Annotated in this window: 15 protein-coding genes; 10 read left to right on the top strand and 5 right to left on the bottom strand. The window is 62.1% G+C overall.

The genetic code is table 11. The features are described 5' to 3' along the window. Positions 1–5: 5 nt before the first annotated feature. Positions 6–1,529, bottom strand: a complete 1,524-nt coding sequence (gene betC, locus AB4Z48_RS16255; RefSeq protein ID WP_441615658.1) for a choline-sulfatase — start codon at positions 1,527–1,529, stop codon at positions 6–8. A gap of 82 nt (positions 1,530–1,611) precedes the next feature. On the opposite strand from betC, the gene AB4Z48_RS16250 reads away from it, so the two are divergent. Both AB4Z48_RS16250 and AB4Z48_RS16245 read left to right on the top strand, forming a co-directional pair. Then, positions 1,612–2,835, top strand: coding sequence for a CaiB/BaiF CoA transferase family protein (locus AB4Z48_RS16250; protein ID WP_441615657.1), 1,224 nt, complete (start codon positions 1,612–1,614; stop codon positions 2,833–2,835). Then, a complete protein-coding gene (locus tag AB4Z48_RS16245) occupies positions 2,832–3,563 on the top strand; it encodes an enoyl-CoA hydratase/isomerase family protein (protein WP_441615655.1) in 732 nt (243 codons plus the stop codon). Before AB4Z48_RS16250 ends, AB4Z48_RS16245 begins: the two co-directional genes overlap by 4 nt. 91 nt (positions 3,564–3,654) lie before the next feature. Here the strand turns inward: AB4Z48_RS16245 and AB4Z48_RS16240 are convergent, their stop codons facing one another. Then, positions 3,655–4,569, bottom strand: a complete 915-nt coding sequence (locus AB4Z48_RS16240) for a LysR family transcriptional regulator (RefSeq protein ID WP_441615653.1) — start codon at positions 4,567–4,569, stop codon at positions 3,655–3,657. Positions 4,570–4,723: 154 nt separating this feature from the next. Between AB4Z48_RS16240 and AB4Z48_RS16235 the strand changes: the two genes are divergently transcribed. The 3 genes from AB4Z48_RS16235 (at position 4,724) to AB4Z48_RS16225 (ending at position 7,717) form a co-directional block, all read left to right on the top strand. Further along, on the top strand, positions 4,724–5,932 hold the full coding sequence (locus AB4Z48_RS16235; protein WP_441615746.1) for a pyridoxal phosphate-dependent aminotransferase: 1,209 nt from the start codon (positions 4,724–4,726) through the stop codon (positions 5,930–5,932). 77 nt (positions 5,933–6,009) lie between these two features. Next, positions 6,010–7,005 carry a Bug family tripartite tricarboxylate transporter substrate binding protein gene (locus AB4Z48_RS16230; protein ID WP_441615651.1) on the top strand — a complete coding sequence of 332 codons (996 nt, stop codon included), beginning with the start codon at positions 6,010–6,012 and terminating at the stop codon, positions 7,003–7,005. A gap of 13 nt (positions 7,006–7,018) precedes the next feature. Then, positions 7,019–7,717 (top strand): RraA family protein, encoded by a 699-nt coding sequence (locus AB4Z48_RS16225; RefSeq protein ID WP_441615649.1) that lies wholly within the window; start codon positions 7,019–7,021, stop codon positions 7,715–7,717. A 271-nt stretch (positions 7,718–7,988) separates the two neighbouring features. Here AB4Z48_RS16225 and AB4Z48_RS16220 read toward each other — a convergent pair whose 3' ends face one another. After that, the gene (locus tag AB4Z48_RS16220; protein ID WP_441615647.1) at positions 7,989–8,306 is read right to left on the bottom strand and encodes an H-NS histone family protein; all 318 of its coding nucleotides are present in this window, start codon (positions 8,304–8,306) and stop codon (positions 7,989–7,991) included. 517 nt (positions 8,307–8,823) lie between these two features. On the opposite strand from AB4Z48_RS16220, the gene AB4Z48_RS16215 reads away from it, so the two are divergent. The 3 genes from AB4Z48_RS16215 (at position 8,824) to AB4Z48_RS16205 (ending at position 13,393) form a co-directional block, all read left to right on the top strand. Then, positions 8,824–9,315 (top strand): ProQ/FinO family protein, encoded by a 492-nt coding sequence (locus tag AB4Z48_RS16215; protein WP_441615645.1) that lies wholly within the window; start codon positions 8,824–8,826, stop codon positions 9,313–9,315. A gap of 1,619 nt (positions 9,316–10,934) precedes the next feature. Next, positions 10,935–12,041, top strand: coding sequence for a porin (locus AB4Z48_RS16210; RefSeq protein WP_441615643.1), 1,107 nt, complete (start codon positions 10,935–10,937; stop codon positions 12,039–12,041). Positions 12,042–12,712: 671 nt separating this feature from the next. Continuing rightward, positions 12,713–13,393 carry a hypothetical protein gene (locus tag AB4Z48_RS16205; RefSeq protein WP_441615744.1) on the top strand — a complete coding sequence of 227 codons (681 nt, stop codon included), beginning with the start codon at positions 12,713–12,715 and terminating at the stop codon, positions 13,391–13,393. A gap of 84 nt (positions 13,394–13,477) precedes the next feature. Here the strand turns inward: AB4Z48_RS16205 and AB4Z48_RS16200 are convergent, their stop codons facing one another. Continuing rightward, positions 13,478–14,998, bottom strand: a complete 1,521-nt coding sequence (locus tag AB4Z48_RS16200; RefSeq protein ID WP_441615641.1) for a transglycosylase SLT domain-containing protein — start codon at positions 14,996–14,998, stop codon at positions 13,478–13,480. Positions 14,999–15,994: 996 nt separating this feature from the next. On the opposite strand from AB4Z48_RS16200, the gene AB4Z48_RS16195 reads away from it, so the two are divergent. Both AB4Z48_RS16195 and AB4Z48_RS16190 read left to right on the top strand, forming a co-directional pair. Next, on the top strand, positions 15,995–16,432 hold the full coding sequence (locus tag AB4Z48_RS16195; protein WP_441615639.1) for a hypothetical protein: 438 nt from the start codon (positions 15,995–15,997) through the stop codon (positions 16,430–16,432). A gap of 389 nt (positions 16,433–16,821) precedes the next feature. Continuing rightward, on the top strand, positions 16,822–17,115 hold the full coding sequence (locus AB4Z48_RS16190; protein ID WP_441615637.1) for a hypothetical protein: 294 nt from the start codon (positions 16,822–16,824) through the stop codon (positions 17,113–17,115). Between the two features lie 45 nt (positions 17,116–17,160). Here AB4Z48_RS16190 and AB4Z48_RS16185 read toward each other — a convergent pair whose 3' ends face one another. Next, positions 17,161–17,610, bottom strand: a complete 450-nt coding sequence (locus tag AB4Z48_RS16185) for a hypothetical protein (RefSeq protein WP_441615635.1) — start codon at positions 17,608–17,610, stop codon at positions 17,161–17,163. Positions 17,611–18,258: the final 648 nt, after the last annotated feature.

Below are 18,258 nucleotides of genomic sequence, written 5' to 3'. Positions count from 1 at the left end.
TCCGTTCACTTAGCGGCGGACGCCACGGCCGGCCAGCGCTTTTTTACCTTGATCACGCGCGCGCTGCCCCGGCGCACAAAGCGGCGTGTGTCGTCCGTGCCCGCCTGGTAGTCCCAGGTAGGCTGAATGCCCTCGGGCAGCGAGTTGATAAACTTGCGGCGCGCCTGGCTGGCAAGCACCTGCTGCGTGATTGCGGCCGGATCCCACCGGGAGAGCACGCGTGCCTTCAACTCGGCAAGTACCTGCGGCTGTTCTTGCGCGATGTTCGCCAGCTCGTTCGGGTCGGCCTCCATGTCGAAAAGCAGGTCTGGATGGCCATGGGTGTACACATACTTGTATCGGCCACGCCGCAGCATGCAGCATGGACCAGTGACGCCCTCGGCGGTGTACTCGACGAACGCTTCCGCCTCGCCGTCGTCATCGCCTGTCGCGAGCAGCGGCACGAGGCTGCGACCATCAACCGGCTCGACCCAGGCCGGCGTTTGCCCATCCATCGCAAGATCCAGCAATGTGGGGAGCAGGTCCACGTGAGAAACCGGCTCCGCGATGCGCCGGGGTTCGCGCTTGCGCGGGTCATAGACGAGCAGCGGAACCTTGGCCGACCAGTCGAAGAACACGCGCTTGAACCACATGCCGCGTTCGCCCAGCATGTCACCGTGATCGGACGTGAACACGACGATGGTGTTGTCCTCGAAGCCCGCGCGCTTGAGCGTCTCCAGCAGGCGGCCCACTTTGTCGTCGACATAGCTCACCATCGCATAGTAGGCGTGGCGCGCACGCCGCACTTGCTCGTCGGTGGCCCCTTGCTTGTCCAGCCCGTGGGAATACTGCACCCACTGGCTGAGCTTGTCGCGCGCCTGCATCGGCATGTCGCCGACAACGGGCAGGTTGATCTCCTCCGGCGAGTAACGATCCAGGTATTCGGGAAGGATGTGATAAGGCGGATGGGGGTGCGTATAGGAAACGCACATGAAGAACGGTTGCTCGTCCTCCCTCGCGAGGTCGTACAGGCGCTGGATCGCCTTCGCCTCGACCTCCTCGTCGTAATCGAGTTGCAGGCTGCGGAAGCAAGAGCCGCTCTCGTCCACGGTGGTCAGGTTGTGTCCAGGTGAATAGAAGCTGAACTCGCCCTCCGCCCAGTCCGCTGCCCAGCCGAAGTCAGCCGGGTAGATATCGGTTGTAAGGCGCTCCTGGAAGCCGTGCTTCTGGTCAGGGCCCACGAAGTGCATCTTGCCGCCGAGGATGGTCTTGTAGCCCTGCTGCGCGAGGTAATAAGGCAGCGTGGGCGTGGCGGCCTGGAACTCGCACGCATTGTCGAACGCGCCGATGCGCGTGGCGAACTGGCCTGCAAGCAGCGAGAACCTGGCAGGCGCGCACAAGGGGAAGTTGCAGTAGGCGTTGTCAAAGACTGCGGACCGTTCGGCGAGCGCCTGGAGGTGAGGCGCCTTCACGGCGGTGTTGCCATGGAAGGGTAAAACCGGCGCCGAGAGTTGGTCGGCCATGACGAAAAGAATGTTGGGCTTGCGCATGATTCTCCTTTATTGCACAACGGTTGCATTTCCGTTGTATGCAATATAGAGTGGGACATGCGATCTTACAAGTGGAGAAAGCATGACCGACCCAACTTCCTTGCCGCTTTCGGGGATTCGCGTCCTGGATCTCACCAGGGCGCTTGCCGGCCCCTTCTGCACGATGGTCCTGGGCGACCTGGGCGCCGACGTGATCAAGGTCGAGCCCGCGGGCGGCGACATGATCCGCCATTGGGGGCCTTTCGACCGCGGCACCAGCGCTTACTACCTGAGCGGCAACCGCAACAAGCGCGGGATCGCCATCAACTTCCGCGATCCCCGCGCGCTTGACCTGCTGCGCGATCTCGCCGGCCAGTACGACGTGATCGTGGAGAACTTTCGTGCCGGCGCCATGGAATCCATGGGTCTTGGGTACGAAGCGCTTGCCGAAGCGAACCCACGGCTCATCTATGCGAGCGTCACCGGCTTCGGCCGGTCGGGGCCGGCGAGTCAACGTCCAGGGTTCGACCAGATTGCGCAGGGGTACTCGGGACTCATGAGCGTGACGGGCATGCCGGAATCGGGACCGGTCAGGGTGGGTGTGGCGATCGGTGACCAGACTGCCGGGATGTGGTGTGTCATCGGCATCCTTGCTGCCGTAGCACAGCGCCATGCGACAGGGCGAGGCCGCCGGGTGGAGACATCACTGCTGGCAGGACTCGTCGGGCTCATGAGCGTCCAGGCCCAGCGTTACCTGAGTCTGGGGGAGATTCCCGGTCTCGCCGGCAATACGCACCCTGTGATTGCGCCGTACGGCGTGTTCCAGACCGCGGATGGGCCATTGAACATCGCACCGGCGACAGCCGAGATGTGGCGGCGCCTGTGCGAGGTGCTTGAACTCCGAGAGCTCATCGATGATCCGCGCTACGCGACGAATGCAGCGCGGATCGAGCGGCGCGCCGAGCTCAAGGAGATCATCGAGGCCAGGTTGAAGGCGCACAGCCGCAAGGAGTGGACGGAACGACTGCTGGCGGCCGATATTCCGGCTGGGCCGATCTACAACGTTGCGGATGTCTTCGCTGACGAACAGGTCATTCACTCGCGGCTGGTGGAGCAAGTCCAGCATGYGGAGCTGGGTTCTATCCGCCAAGTCGGCAGCCCGATCGCCTTCGACGGCCGCCATGGGGAATCCATTCGGCGCGCGCCGCCCTTGCTCGGCGAGCACACGTTCGATGTCCTTCGGGAGCATGGATTCATCACGCCTGACCTGGAAGCACTGGCGCGCGAAGGCATCATCCTGCAACACGGCCACGACCCCAAGCCATGACATCCGCAAAGCCTACCCTTGAAATCGCCGGCGCGACGGCGACGATCACACTCCGACGCCCTGCCGAGCACAACCGGCTTGACCCAGACGATATCGGGATCCTGCTGCGGTTCGTGGAACAAGTGAGGTGCGACCCGGCCTTGCGGCTGCTCGTGCTGACGGGCGAAGGCGAGAAAACCTTCTGCTCGGGCTATACGCTGAGCCAGATCGGCACGCGCCTGGACCGGTCGCTCGAAGACATGATCGACGCCCTGGAAAACCTCGAGCTCCCGACGTTATGCGCGATGAACGGCAGCGCCTACGGTGGCGGCACGGACCTCGCCTTGGCTTGCGATTTCCGTGTCGGCGTTCACGGTTGCAAGCTGTTCATGCCCGCCGCGAAGTTTGGACTGCACTACTACCCAGGGGGTCTGCGGCGCTTCGTTTCGCGCCTGGGCTCTCCCGCAGCCAAGAAAATCTTCCTGACTTCCATGACGCTCGAAAGCGAGGAATTGCTCCGGATCGGCTTTCTCACCGACCTTGTGCGCCGCGAGGACCTCCCCGACGTCATCGACACGTATGCAGGGAACATCGGGGATTGCGACCGGGACGCCGTTCGCTCCATGAAGCGGCACATCGATGCGATTGCCGGCGGTGAATGGAACGAGAGCATCGGCAGATCGGCCTACGAAGCCTCCCTGCGCGCCGAGGAAACTGTGCGACGCCTTGCCGAGCTCGCGGCCAGGTAGGCCTCCAGCCCTGTCCGTTCCGCAGTCTTGGCCCTGGCAACGAACGTCCCAGGCCGTTTAGCGCCGTCCCTCGACAGCCAGGTGTGCCCGCTCAACGGCTGGACAGGTCGTATGGACCGCGAACGAAGCTGCATACGCGTGCGGAGGTCTGCGCAATGAAATCCAGAGCCCTGGAAAAGCTGGCTTGGCGATAGACGGCCGAATACACGAGCGCAGGCGGCATTGGATCGGTACGGACAATACGCAGCAGGCCGGCTTCGATGTCCGGCGCGAAGTAATCGACGGCCAGCTGACTGATGCCGAGCCCTTCGATGGCAAGCTCGCGCAGCACCGTCAGGCTATTTGTCGAGAACACCTTCTTGAAGCGGAAACCGTGCTCATGGAGCCACGCGCCGTAGAAAGCATTCTTGGCTGACCCCGCCGACTGCTCCAGCACAGGGTAGTCGGAAAATTCCGCGGGTTTCAGGGGGCGGTCGGGCAAGTCCAGCTTCGGGCTGGCCATCCACAAATCCTCCACCCGGCCCACCTCGACGCACTTGTAGGCGTCGCCCCAGAAGGTCCCGGGCAGGATGGCCAGATCGATCGTATTGGCCTCCAGCGCACCAAACAGGTTCATGCCCGCATCGACGACCAGCTCGACGTGCAATGCCGGATGCTGAGCCTTGAGTTCGCGCAGCAGCTTTGTCAGCCATGTCAGCGCCACGAGTTCGGTGACCCCGATGCGAAAGGTACCCTTGATATCGTCGTCCAGACCGATCTCGCTGGCAATTCGCCCTTTGAGGTGCATGGCCTCCTCCGCGAGCGGGAGCAGCCGTGTACCGGATTGCGTTGGGACCAGCCCCTTGGGCATGCGATGCACCAGCTGAACGCCTAGTGCCTGCTCGAGTTCGATTACCCGCTTCGAGACCGCGGACTGCGTCGTATTGAGTTTTGCCGCCGCCGAGGTGAACGATTCATGCGAGACGCTGAAATAGAAGGCTTCAAGCTGCTTTAAAGTCACATTCACATTGATCTACCCCGCTCCATCTGCTTTCCGCTCGCACCACGAAGCAGCACTATACGAAAAAATGGAATGGCTGGGGTGGCCGATTACTCGTTTGTGGCGTGCCGGACAAGGCTGGATACTTCTTTCAAGCCCAATCACCCCTAGCCGGACATCCATGCTGACACTCTCCGATCGCCTCAACCGCATCAAACCATCTCCGAGCTCGATGGCGGGCCAACGGGTCAGGGAACTCCGGTCTGCCGGCCGCGATGTCATCGGCCTGACGGCCGGCGAGCCAGACTTCGCCACGCCGGCTCATATCCGCGAGGCGGCATGGCAAGCCATGAACACCGGCAAGACGGGATATACCGATGTCGGCGGCACGGTGCCATTGCGCGAGGCCGTGGCACGCAAGTTCGCGCGCGAAAACAATCTGCACTACCAGCAGAATGAAATCATCGTCAGCACCGGCGCCAAGCAGGTGATCTTCAACGCCATCCTTTGCACGATCCAGCGCGGCGATGAGGTCATCGTGCCCGCGCCGTACTGGGTGTCGTACCCGGACATCACGATGTTTGCCGGTGGCACGCCCGTGTACGCGGCCTGCGAGCCGGAGCACGATTTCAAGCTGATGCCTGAAGAACTTGAGCGCGCCATCACACCGCGTACGCGCTGGCTTATCCTGAATTCGCCGAACAATCCTAGCGGCGCCGCCTATACCCGCGACGAACTGGTCGCGCTGGCAGAGGTGCTCGAGCGCCACCCCCATGTCTGGATCATGACCGACGACATCTACGAGCACCTGATGTACAACGGCACCGGATTCGTATCCATGGCGCAGGCGGCGCCGCAGCTCGCCGACCGGACGCTGACCATCAACGGCGTATCCAAGGCCTATGCCATGACAGGATGGCGCATCGGATACGCAGGCGGGCCGGCCGCGCTGATCAAGGCCATGGTCAAGCTGCAATCGCAGAGTACTTCCGGCGCCAACGCCATTGCGCAGGCCGCGGCTCTCGCGGCACTCGACGGCCCGCAAGACTTCATCGCTGCGAACCGCGAGGTTTATCGGCAGCGTCGGGATTTCCTGGTCGATGCCCTCGACAAGATCGACGGCATCGAATGCAAAGCGCCCGCCGGGGCCTTCTACCTCTTTGCATCGTGCCACCAGCTCTTTGGCTCCCGCACACCCGATGGCCGCGAGATTCGCACCAGCGATGACTGGACCGCATGGGCGCTGGAGTCGGCCAACATCGCCATGCTGCAGGGCTCCGCATACGGCGTCGACACCCATTTCAGGCTCTCCTTCGCAACAAGCATGGACGTGCTTGCCGAAGGAGCGCGACGTATCGCGGCCGCGGCCCAGGCGTTGATCCGGCCATAGCCCGACACCGTATTCCCAGAGATCCGATACGGATCCACATTGTCCTTGCCTACCACTACCACACGCCCTCATCCATCATGCGTAGCCTGCCAAAGCGTTCGCTCCCTTCGCGCTTCCTTCAAGTTCTTGCTGCCGGCCTGACGCTGGCGGCTTGTCTGCCCGCACACGCCGAGGAGGCCTATCCGTCCCGGCCGGTCCGGATTCTCGTCGGTTTCTCGCCGGGCGGCTCCAACGACATCGTGGCCCGCATCATCGCCCCGAAACTGGCCGACGCGCTGGGCAAGCAGGTCCTGATCGACAACCGGCCCGGCGCCGGCGGGAACATCGCCGCGGACGTCATGCTCAAGGCACCCGCCGATGGCCATACGCTCATGATCTGCACCACGGGCATGCTGTCGATCCAGCCGTTGCTCCAGAAGATGACGTACGACTCCCAGACCGACATCGTGCCGGTCTCGCTGATCGCCAATACGCCTTACGTCGCGCTGGTCAACGCGTCGCTGCCGATCCATAACGTCAAGGAACTGATTGCCTACGCCAAGGCCAATCCCGGCAAGCTCAACTACGCATCGTCCGGCAACGGCACTGCCGGGCACCTTGCCGGCGAGATGCTCAAGCTGCGGACCGGCATCGACATCGTGCACGTACCGTACAAAGGCACCGGCCAGGCCATGGCCGACCTGCTGGGCGGCCAGGTGTCGCTGATCTTCGACCAGCCGATCAGCTCGCTGCAATACGCGAAGTCCGGCAAGCTGCGCGTGCTCGGCGTTGCCGCCCTGCGCCGCCTCGACGGACTGCCCGACGTCCCGACCTTCGCAGAATCCGGTGTCAACGGCTTCGATCCCGTCGCATGGACCGGCCTATGCGCCGCCAAGGGTACGCCGGCGGCAATCGTTGCCCGTCTTCAGAAGGAGGTCCAGCAAGTGCTGCGCCAGCCCGACATCGCGCAGCGGCTGAAACAGGACGGCATGGAAGTCGTAGGCAGCTCTCCCGAGAAGTTCCGCGAATTCCTCGTGACGGACAAGCGCAAGTGGTCGGATGTCATCAAGGCAGCCAACGTGACAATGAACTGAAGGGAAGAAGATCATGGCAAACGAACATGCACAACGCGCTATCGAACAGGATTTCAAGCGCGTATCACCTGAGCTGATTGCACGCGCATCGCAATTTCCATCGTCGATCCTGGCCGACGTCGCCGGCCGCCGCGGCGGCATGCACGGACGGATAACCGCAATGGATCACCGCAGCCGCTTCTGTGGGCCGGCGCTCACCGTCGAAGTCCGGCCCGGTGACAATCTGATGATCCATGCCGCAATGGCGATCGCGCAGCCCGGTGATGTCATCGTCGTGGACGGCAAGGCAGACCAGTCCTGTGCACTGATGGGCGCAATCATGGCCAATCAGTGCAAGGCCATCGGCGTCGCGGCGGCCGTGCTGGACGCCGCAGCCCGTGATCGTGATGAAATCTGCGAACTGGGCTTTCCGATGTATTCGGTCGGCACCAATCCGAACGGCCCGACCAAGCTGGTGCCCGGCCGCGTCAATCGCCCGATCCAGTGCGGCGGCGTGGCCGTCCAGCCAGGCGATCTCGTCGTCGGAGATGCCGACGGCATTGTCGTGATCGAGCGCGACATGGTCGCCACGGTGCTGGACAAGGCCGCCGAGAAGGTGGCTGCGGAACGCGCCCGCATCGACAACATCCGCTCGGGAAAATCGATCCGACCGTCCTGGCTGGAAGCCGCACTCATCGCCGCAGGTATCCTGAAACAGGGAGAGGCGCTTTAATCGCTGCCGGCGCGAACGAGCAGATGAAATCCAGCAAAGGGGCCAACGCCGTCGTTGTGTTGGCCCTCGAAAACATTCGATACCCGACCCGCGAGCAAATCGGTCATCGCCTGGCCGGCATGATTTCTGTTCCAAGCAGTAGAACAGAACGGCACGTCGCCAGCGCCGCCCGTCACCCCGATTTAAGGCGATAGCCAGACGATGGCGTGCAAACCTGGATTGCGGAAGTTGCCACGCGAGTTAGCGTGGCCTCGCCTGGCGGCGTCCTTGACTACGCCTCCGGAATCAGGAACTTGTCACGGTTCTTGCCTAGCCAGGCTGGTGCACGACCGCGACCCGTCCAGGTAGCGCCGGTCTTCGGGTCCTGGTATTTAGGCGGCAGCGAAACCTTGATCTTTTCTGCAGGCGCCACGCTCGAGGCAGGACGGCCGCGACGTCGTTTTGGCGCGAGGTCTTCGGCGGTCAATTCGTACTGGGCCATCAAGGTCTGAATCTGCTCGATAACATCGGCAACTTCAGTGGCACGCACTTCCACAAGTTGTGCTTCGAGCTTTTCCTTCTCTGCCAGCAACTGCTTGTATGTGGCCATCGCCTTTCTCCAATTGGTTCCAATTCTCGGAATCGTACATTAATTATCACGATGGAGCATGTCTAGATCGTACTTTTTCCCGCACCATTGAATAATGGAAATGGATTTCTTCCTTCAGCTTGCTAGTCAGCATGTCGATCCACCTGGTGCAATCGCCCGGTCGGATATGGCCGCGGCACAAGGTGCAATTTGCATGCGTGGCTGAATTGCCAATTTGAATTGAGCACGTTGTCAGCCGCCGAGTTGGTGCGCCTTGAGGCGAAGGCAACATCACCGGGCGACGACATTCTCGCGGCGAGGCTGAATGCCGCGGTGATCGGCTTGGGATCTGGTTGGGATCGGCCAGACCCGACCGCTGCGAGAAACCCGCAGTACGCGAGTTCTGGCCGATGCGTGCCTCCCAGATATTCTCAAGGCAACCCAGTCCGAACCGTTGGACCTCGGCGGCAGAGAGGGGCGGCATCACCAAACGCGTGGGCCTGCTACAATCGGCACACTTTTTTTATGGCTGGGCACGATGGGTTTCGAACAACTGGCGGCACTGAAAGAACAACTGGCGAAGCAGGCGAAGTCCGCGCCGCAGGCCAAGGCACCACGCGTACGCCCCGCCGTGCCGGTCAAGCGATCCAAAGCTGTGGTTCCCGCGGATCGATCCAAACCCGTGGATCCGGTATTGCAGGCCATCGCGAAGCTGCAAAAGCGCTTCCCGGCAGCGTTTCCGAAGAACCCCGCGCCCAAGGTGCCGTTGAAAGTTGGCCTCTTCGAGGACCTGACCAAGCACGCTGAGGAGCTCGCCCTGGCAGAGCCCGCATTGCTCGACGCGCTCCGGACCTGGTGCCGCGGCACCCGATACTGGACCTGCCTGGCGGAAGGAGCGCCGCGCGTGGATCTGTCGGGCCAGGAGGCGGGACAGGTATCGCAGGCCGATGCGAAATGGGCGCAGCAGCTGCAAGCCCGTCGCGCAATGCGACCGGCGCAACACCCAGCGAAAGCCGCCAAGGCCAACTGAACGGCCAGCAAACAACCGCCGCGGGCGTGCCGGGTTCGCGCATGACCGCAAAAGAGCACCGGGAGTCGCCCGCATCCATGTGGGCGTCAGCCTCCCACGCTGCGTGCCGGGAGGCTTTGCCCGCATGGGTGGCATGCCTGCTCGAGCGTGGGGAAACTGCGCCTTCGGGACGACGAGCTTCGTCAAACTCGTACCGTCCGGCGCACCCAAAGCCACGCGCTCCAGATTCGCCCCCTCTACCGTTCTCCGCCTGGACAGGTTCTCCGCCTGGACAGCACGCCGACGGATGCACGCAATGCCTGGTGGCTTGGCCAATTGGCAACCTCGGCAACCCTCGGTAGCCCTCGGTCCTCCTGGCAGGCCACGACATCGTCACAGATGGACGAGAACAGGCGATTAATTGCGTTTTACTCCGCCCACCGACGTCTGGGCACTGAACTCACTCGCTGCCAGCGGCAGTACGGTTTCGCAGTCCGACTCCCTCCGAGAAGAGTGCGGCAAAAATGTGGCGCTTACGATAATCAGAAAAATGCGGAATTTTTAAACGTCCGCGAGCCGGATTAAACGAGCGGTGCGTGCCTTGACGACAGAATGAATGGGATAGTGGCTCACAGAGCACTACAACATCACTCCCGTACAAGACTTCCAGATCACTAGCGAGATCGGCCCCGTTCATCGCTCCGTCGGCAACGACAAAGGCCGCAAGAGATCTACCCGGCCGCCATACCGCGGTTTCGGCCTGGGGCAGACATATTGGGGATTAATTGCATTTCTCTTGCCGCAAGGATTCTGTCGCAGTCAGGACGCAGGTAAAGATGGACGCCGCAGAAACAGTTGACCCGGTATCCGGCGGGCGATTTCTGCAAACGGACTAGTTGCCCGAGGTAGGTCAGAAGCCGAAGCGCAACTATGCTCTCATAGCATGGCGGCCAAAGCCGCCGGGTCTGGGAGGAAGATATGCGCTTCGCGGCATTCCATGCATCGTACTTGTCGATGCTTCTGCTAGCTGGCTGCGGTGCCCGCGAGCAGTCGGCCGCCCCCGGGGGCGGCAAAGTTGCGGCATCGGGAAGCAGCGAAGCGGCCGTAACCACCGGACCGCAAGAAGCCCTCGAGAGGCCTGCGCCCGCAGGGCCTGGGCGATACGAGATCGCCATTAGTCCCCAGGGCCATGCGAGCCCCCTTCTCCTCGACACGCAAACGGGTCGGATCTGGCAATTGAGGGAGTTCTCAGGCCTGGAAGGCAAGCCAACGGCATGGCAGGAGATGACGATCATCGATGACAAGGCCGGGATGGGAATCACGACTGCCCAATTCCAGAAACTCTATCCCCCTCGCAATACCGCGCCGCCAAGAGAGATTGGCAGACACAAGAGATAAATATCGGCGCAGGCAACGGAACTGGCCACGCGAAACGCAATCACCAGTGACCGGCTATCCCGCCGGATTGCCTGGGGAAGAGCGCCGCGGGTGCATCGGTTGTCGGGCTGGTTTTTTTATAGCACCGGTCTCGCATTCCCTATCGCGTTTGTGCGCCGGGGGACGGTTGCGCCTATATTGGGAACATCCGCGTACGCGGTCGGGCGACGATTTTCCAGTCATTTCGCAATGGGGGTGTCGAGATGAAGATGAAACTGCTGGCCGCCGTCGGCGCTGCCATGGCAGCTACCGGTGCATACGCGCAGTCGACCGTAACGCTGTACGGCATCGTTGACGCGGGGATCGAGTACCAGAACAACCAGCCTGGGGGCAGCCACAGCGTCACCCGAATTACCTCCGGGAATATGTCCGGCAGCCGCTGGGGCTTGCGTGGCGTGGAGGACCTGGGTGGCGGACTGAAAGGGGTCTTCGTGCTGGAAAGCGGCTTCACGGTGGATGACGGCAAGTCGGCCCAGGGCGGGCGCTTGTTCGGCCGCCAGGCCTACGTCGGTGTGCAAAGCCCCTATGGCGGCGTGACCCTGGGCCGCCAACAGACGCCACTCTATGAATTCGGCCTGAAATATGACCCGATGGGCATCTCGACGAACTATTCGATCATTGCGCAGGATGCCAGCCTTACCAGTCGCGCCGACAACTCGATCAAGTACGCCGGCACCTTCAACGGCGTGACCGCCATCGCCATGTACAGCTTCGGCTCGAACACTGGCGGCGGCGCCGCTGGCGAGGTCCCTGGCAGCTTCAAGGTCGGTCAGGAGTACAGCGCAAGCGTTGGTTACACTGCGGGCCCCCTCTCGGTCGGTGCTGCGTACGATGAAATCAACCCCGGCCTGGCGGCCTCCGGCGCCCTCAAGGATGCCAAGATCCGGCGCGCCACCGTGGCAAGCACCTACTCGTTCGGACCGGCCAAGATGTACGCAGGCTATCGCTGGGCCAAGGCGCTCGATGGCGCCACGCTGCCGGGCAACCTGGGAGCCAACAACCTTTCCAACCTGTACTGGCTGGGCCTGGGTTACAACCTGACGCCGGCATTCTCGCTGACCGGCGCAGCCTACTACCAGGACTTCAAGGGTACCGGTGCCGATCCGTGGCTGTTCGTCGCATCGGCTGACTACACCCTGTCGAAACGCACCGACGCTTATCTGAACCTGGCCTATGCGAAGAACAAGGACGGCTCCAATCTAGGCGTGACCTCGGGCGGTGCCGGTGCGATCGGGGGCACCGGCTTCGGTACGGTCAATGGCAGCGAGAACCAGTTCGGCGCGGTCCTCGGTATCCGGCACAGGTTCTGACTCGACGCGGTTGCAGACGAGCACGGGCGGCCGCGCGCCGCCCGGCCGCCCGGCCGCCCGGCGCCTGCCCTTCTTCCCCTTCCCGTGCCGGGCTGCCTGCCTGGGTGAGGCGTGAAGCGGATTCGGACAAAGGCAAAAGAAAAGGCGCCTCAAACTTCGAAGCGCCTGCGGGAGCCCGCCATCTTGCTGCATCGGACATCGACTGCCCAGGATCGCAATCGGACCCTGACAGGTTCAGCGAGCAGCGGGTACCGTCCGCGATACCCCGTTCAAGCCTGGCGACTCATCGCCAGATCGCGCGCACGACAGGGCGTGGCCATGAACCGGACGAATTCACTATGTCCCCTGCTGCTGGCGCGGCCAACCTCGCACCTTCCTGCGTCACGGTGACGCTGGCCGGCCGCTTCGGCGGCTCAGTGCGTTTCCTAAGTATAGGAGACAGCCTTCTCGCGATAAGCCTCGGGCCGGATGAATCCGTGCCGGATTCATCACGCGCAGCGGCACGCAAGAGCCCGCAATCTGCCAAGGTATGGAAGCCTCTGCGCTACCCGCTGAAAGCGATACCGAGATACCGGCACTGCGCGGTTTCCGTCACCTCCCTGCCGATCTATGCTTGTTTTAGAACATCAATGCGCACCCTGATGAATTGCGCAATCTACAGGCGGGAATCCATGAACGACGACCAGTCCTTATCGCGGCAGCAGGCCGAGACGCGCGAACCCGTCCTGGACGTTGTCGACCGCGTCTCGGAAATGTGCTTCGGCCTGTTCATGGCGCTGACCTTCGTCGGCGCGGTATCGACAACCACCGCGGGGCAGGACGCGGGCCAGACCATGCTGCGCACAGCCCTGGGCTGCAACCTGGCGTGGGGACTGGTCGACGCCGTCATGTTCCTGGTGCGCACGCTCGTCAACCGCGGCAGGCGCCTCGGACTCGTGCTGGCAGTGAGGCACGCACCGGATCCCGTACAGGGGGTGCAGGTCATCCGCAACACGTTGCCGAAGTTGATGAAGACGCTGGTTGCCGACGCGGAACTGGAGGCCATCCGGTCCCGCCTTGTCGCATCCGCAACGGTGCCCAACCGCCCCGCCCTTGATGCGCAAGACCTGCTCGGCGCGGTGCGCATCTTCTGCATCGTCGTGCTTTCCACGTTTCCGGTTGCCCTGCCGTTCGTGCTGCTGGACGACGTCGCGCAGGCCTTGATCCTCTCGCGCTTGCTGACGCTGGTCATGCTCTTCGGCGGCGGCGCGGCCCTCGGGCATTACGCGCGATTCGGCGCCCTGCGCACCGGCCTCGGCATGATGGCGCTCGGCGTGGCGCTGACCATGGCCATCATCGCGCTGGGTGGATGAGATGCGCGCACTGGCGATTGCCCTGGGCTTCGCCGCGTTGGTCCAGTACCGTTCAAGGCGGCGTCAGGCCGCATCCCGGCGCCACTATTGGCGAGCCTTTTGCATTGCCTTGCTGCGCTGCTCCTGAGCTTCCAGGAGCAGCCGGTAGGCCGCGTAGTACTTGTATATGTTCCGCACATAGGTGGTGGTTTCCAGCCCGATCTGTTCCGCCACCACGATCTCGACATTGTTGAACCACTTGTTCGGGTCCAGGCCCCGCTCTTCGGCGGCCTTGCGCATTTTCGCAATATTGCCAGGGCCGGCATTGTAGCTGGCGAAGGCAAATAACGGACGGTTGTTCTCGGTAAACCTGGCATCCGGGAAGTACCGCGTCATCAGTTGGTCCATGTACTTCGTACCGGCATGGATATTCGACTCGACGGTCCTGATGTCGCCCACGTTCAGGCTCTTGCCCGTGGATGGCATGATCTGCATGACGCCGATCGCGCCCACGCGACTGTGCGCTTCCTGGTTCAACTGCGACTCCTGAAAGCCCTGCGCCGCAAGCATCAACGGATCGAAGTCATATTGCTTGCCGTATTTTTCAAACAGGGCAAGCGCTTGCTGGAAGCGCTTGAGCTCGGCGGCCTCGGTGTTATTGGCAATCTGCTTGACCCGTTTCATGGCTTGTTTCAGCCGATAGTCGACCACCCCTTGCTTCTTCGCGTATTGAAGATAGAAGTCGCTGGCGACCTGCTGCAATTGCGGACTGTTCTTGCGCATAGCCCAGCCGATCACGGCATCGGAACGAACCGCGATGTCGTTGTGCACTTTCACCTTCGGCAGGATTTGCGCCCACATCGCGGCCTTCCAGTCATCCACGACCGCAATCTGGAGCAGGCCGGCATTGAGCATCTCGAGAACATCCTCATCCTCAAGCGCGTCGGGCAGCAGCGTCAGCTTGATGGGTGGCTTGCCCGCATCGCGCAGGCGTTTGTCGAGCGCGGTGAGGCTTTCGTAGTAACTGGACGCGCGCCGCACGTGGACAGTCTTGCCGGCAAGGTCCTCCAGCGTGGCAATCTGAGGCGACTTCGGTCCGGTCACGACCAGTTCGCGAACCGGCTTGCGGTCCCGTGGCGCAAAAAAATCCGCTTGCTTGAGCCGCTCGTCCGTCACGGTCAGGTTGCCCGCGGCGATGTCGCCAAGCCCCTGCGCCAGGCCGGGCAGCAAGCGATCCCGCGTGGTCGGAATGATGAAGATGGTGAGGGGACGTTTGCCCAGCCGGTCAGCGTAGGTCTTGTTCAGGTAGCGCTCGAAGTCGCGCATCAGTTCCGCGGTCAGGCCGCGTTCGCTACCTTTGTCGTTGAAATAGAGTGTGCGGCTATAGGGAACGAGGACGCGAATCATGCGCCGCTCAAGCATGGCGTCGAAGTCACCTTGCCACGGCTTGACCGCCAGGTTGAGCTGGCGGGCAGGTGCGGACGCAGCCGGCGCGGAGGCGCTTGCTGCCGGCACGGATGCGCTTGCGGCCGGCGGTCGCTGGTCAACTCCCTGCGCCCCCTGTGCGGCAAAGACAGCCAGGCAAAGTAGTCCAGCCAGCCAATGGAACAATGTGGACGGGCGCATGACGAGATCCTCCGCGCGCATCGGCGCAACGCCCCGGCTGGAAAATTTCGAGTGCTTTGCTCAATACACGGCAGCGCTCGCGATGCAATGCCAGATGCAAAGCGGCAACGCTGGACCTGTCATGCCAGCGTACCCGTGCTGCGGACAAAAGCGAAAGGTAGGCTGCCATTCGCCTCTGGGGCGACATCTAAAGTCTAGTGCATCGTACTTCGGCAAGAAGGCCGCAAATGCACCTGACGTGGCGAATCAGCCGGGCCGCGCCGCCCCCCGCAGCGCCTTGAAATACCATCCCCCCGGGACTTGAGGCGATGACAGCATCATCAACCCCGGCGGCTTCATGCCGGCGTCCGTCGCCTGGACGACCATGACGTTGCGCGCGCCATCCACCAGCCGAGGCAAGCCTGATGGAACGCAATCGCAATACCGCGAACGTCTTCCACGGTCGTCCAGCACTGTCCACCTTGGCGGCGGCATGAACTGTATCTGTGCGTTGCCTTGGGCTAAAGGTACAGTCCGTAATCGATCGGATTTGGCATATGGGCGCCGGCGGCAGTATCGGCTTGCTCCGTGATGAATTCTGATGTCCGCCGACGCCACAAGCACCTCGACCCAGGAGCAACCTTTAAGCGCGTCTCCTGCATTGACGACTCATGCTGTGTGAGGCCTTGCAAAGGACCTGCACGTATTTCCCCCGTCATCTCGCCACAGGGTTCCGGACAGGTATCCGCCAATGTCGGTAGTGGCTCTGCGCTCTTCTCGCACTGTCCGGATTGACTCGATCACCAGTGCGACGGCGCCCGCTGCCCTGGCGCGATAGTTGTCGCCCGGGTAGTCGTCCCACGGATGATCTCGGACGGCGCCAACCGGAATCCTCGCGATGTGCGGCGCCCAGGCAAGTATCCGGAGACGATCCCCCATGGAAATCACAATAGCTCGCTGTCAGTTTCAGGTCCGTCCTGTTCATGACATTTAAACGGGCCTGAAAGAAAGTGCAGAATGAAGATAAAACGCCAGGCAATTGACTTAGATACAATTTTGCCGCCGTTTCCGCGCTCCGAACAATGGCTGATGGAAGTGGCTGATGGGAAGACAACGCTAGCGTTCGATGATTGGTTTGTGATCAAGCTGGCTTCGGCAGAGGGCGAAGAAACCGGTACTGCGACGGACGTTGCCTGTGGTCGCACCATGACGTTCCACCAGGGCCCCGTCGAGTTTGAATTAACCCACGGTGCCTGCTACACGGCAACCCATCCGCAAAAGGGTGTTCGCCACTTCAAGTGCATCCTTGACGGCCACTACCCGATGATTTCGTTCTACCGCCCGGGTACCGCGCTTCGTTTCCCATGGATCACCATGGCGCGAGTCTTCGTGGCCGATGAGCTACGTTCATTGAAGCGAGCACCAGTTCCTGCATGGCCTTCGCAATACACGTAAGACAGGCTCCGGGCAGCCGTTTGCCACGCAGCATTACGCCAAGAGGCATTGGCGGAGCACACCAGCCAGTTGCCGCCGCATTTACCTAGCCAGGGCTGCGACCCTGGCGCTGACCTCGCTCAACGCCGATTGGAACAGTTGATGGCGATGCGACGAGCGCCGTTAGAAGAACTGGCGAAGCCTGGGTGTTCCCCGCGCACTTGGCGCATAGGCATCGCCGGGCCCGGAACTGTGATGTCGGAGTCGGCGGGGCACTGTATCCTCCGCCGCCCGTGCCCCTCTCCTACCATGGCTTCCATGGTTCACCGACATCGGTCTCCGGATTGCCGGCAACGACGACATGGACCATCTCAAGTGTTTTCCAACCGACTTATAGAGAGAGATCCATCATGCAAAGCCGTTCCGTCGCCACCGTCCTGCAAGCCCTGATCCTCGCAGCGAGCGCCGTCACTGCACTGCACGTGCAGACTGCCAGCGCCAGCACCGTGAACGAAGCGCGCAATGTGTACACCGATGGCGCACGCGGCGTACAGGAACCGCGCAGCGTCTACACCGACGGTGCCCGCGGCGCGCTCGAATCGCGTTCGCCCTACACCGACGGCGCAGACAGCAAGGGCGCTTCATTCACGCTGGCCGGCATGGATCGCACCGGCGTGTCCGCGCCCCCCGATGGCGCCGCCTGATGTTGCGCGCCCATCGGCAACCGCGGCCCGGCATCCCAATGGAAATCAGCGTTGGGCGACAAGACGGCGGTTGAAACCTGTCCAATCAAGGTTGAGGACCAACTCCTTGGCGCCAGAGTCGGGATCGTCGACATCAAAGTAGCGGATGGAAGAGGAATCTACCTGTGGGGCGCCGTCCCGATATGCGATGAATAGCCGGAAGATGGCGGCCAGCTTGCCATAGCGTAGAAACGCCTTGACGAGCTCGCGGAAAAACTCGACATCGGTTTCCGGGAGGACGGCGAGGGCCGACTCGAGCCGCGTGACATGTGGGTTACGCTGGTGGGCGAATCCGAAAGACGCAGAAGTGGCCGGCGCGAGCACGTAATAGCACAAGCCTTCGCCGTAAGGCTTGGGGAACGGGAACCGAATCGTGAAATTGCCTGCGTTGGTATAGGTGGGCCGCGTCTGCATCTGCTTGTGTTGGGCTGGCAAGATATTTGAGATGATCCTCATCCGCGTGGTCTGCACGGGACAGGGCTGCTCTCATTTGTTGTGACGTCGCAGATCGAGGAGTGCGCAGCTGGGCCAGCCTGCCTGTAGTACGCGGAACATCGCGATGAAATACCGATAAATGATTGCCTTACGGCGCTTATGCCAAAACCTTGGGTCACAGGCAGCCCCCACCGAGACCGCGTATTTAATCTGGTTGTATCAAGTTCGCGTGCTTTAGCGATATTGGGTGAATCACGATGAGCGCAGACGTCGGCTATCCGCCTTTGGCGTGATTGCGCTTCCTCACCCTATCGGCAACAGATCATCATGCGATAACCCCTCGAAGTGGGGGGGTGCGCTTCAAGGAGCGAGTATGGTATCGGCGCACCGTCCGTTGCACGGTACCGCGTACGATCAAGATGGCCGTGGGTCCCGTCCGTGCCAGCCTCAGCCTTCACCCAGAAGCCGTACCGCAGGGTCGACAGGGCAAATCCTGACCACCTCCCCCGCGAATCAGTCCACGCGTCAATGTCCAATCCCGCGATGGCTGAACCCGATCAGACGACCCCGGCATTCACGAATGGCAGGAAACGTACCCGACTGGCCTCTTCGATTCCAACCATGACATTCCGATTAAAGTTTTCATGTGGCAAGCCGTTGACATTGGAT

This window comes from Cupriavidus sp. 2TAF22 (assembly GCF_052115045.1).
Lineage (GTDB): Bacteria > Pseudomonadota > Gammaproteobacteria > Burkholderiales > Burkholderiaceae > Cupriavidus.
The sequence above is the reverse complement of the archived record's forward strand: the minus strand, read 5'-3'. Positions and strand labels throughout refer to the sequence as shown.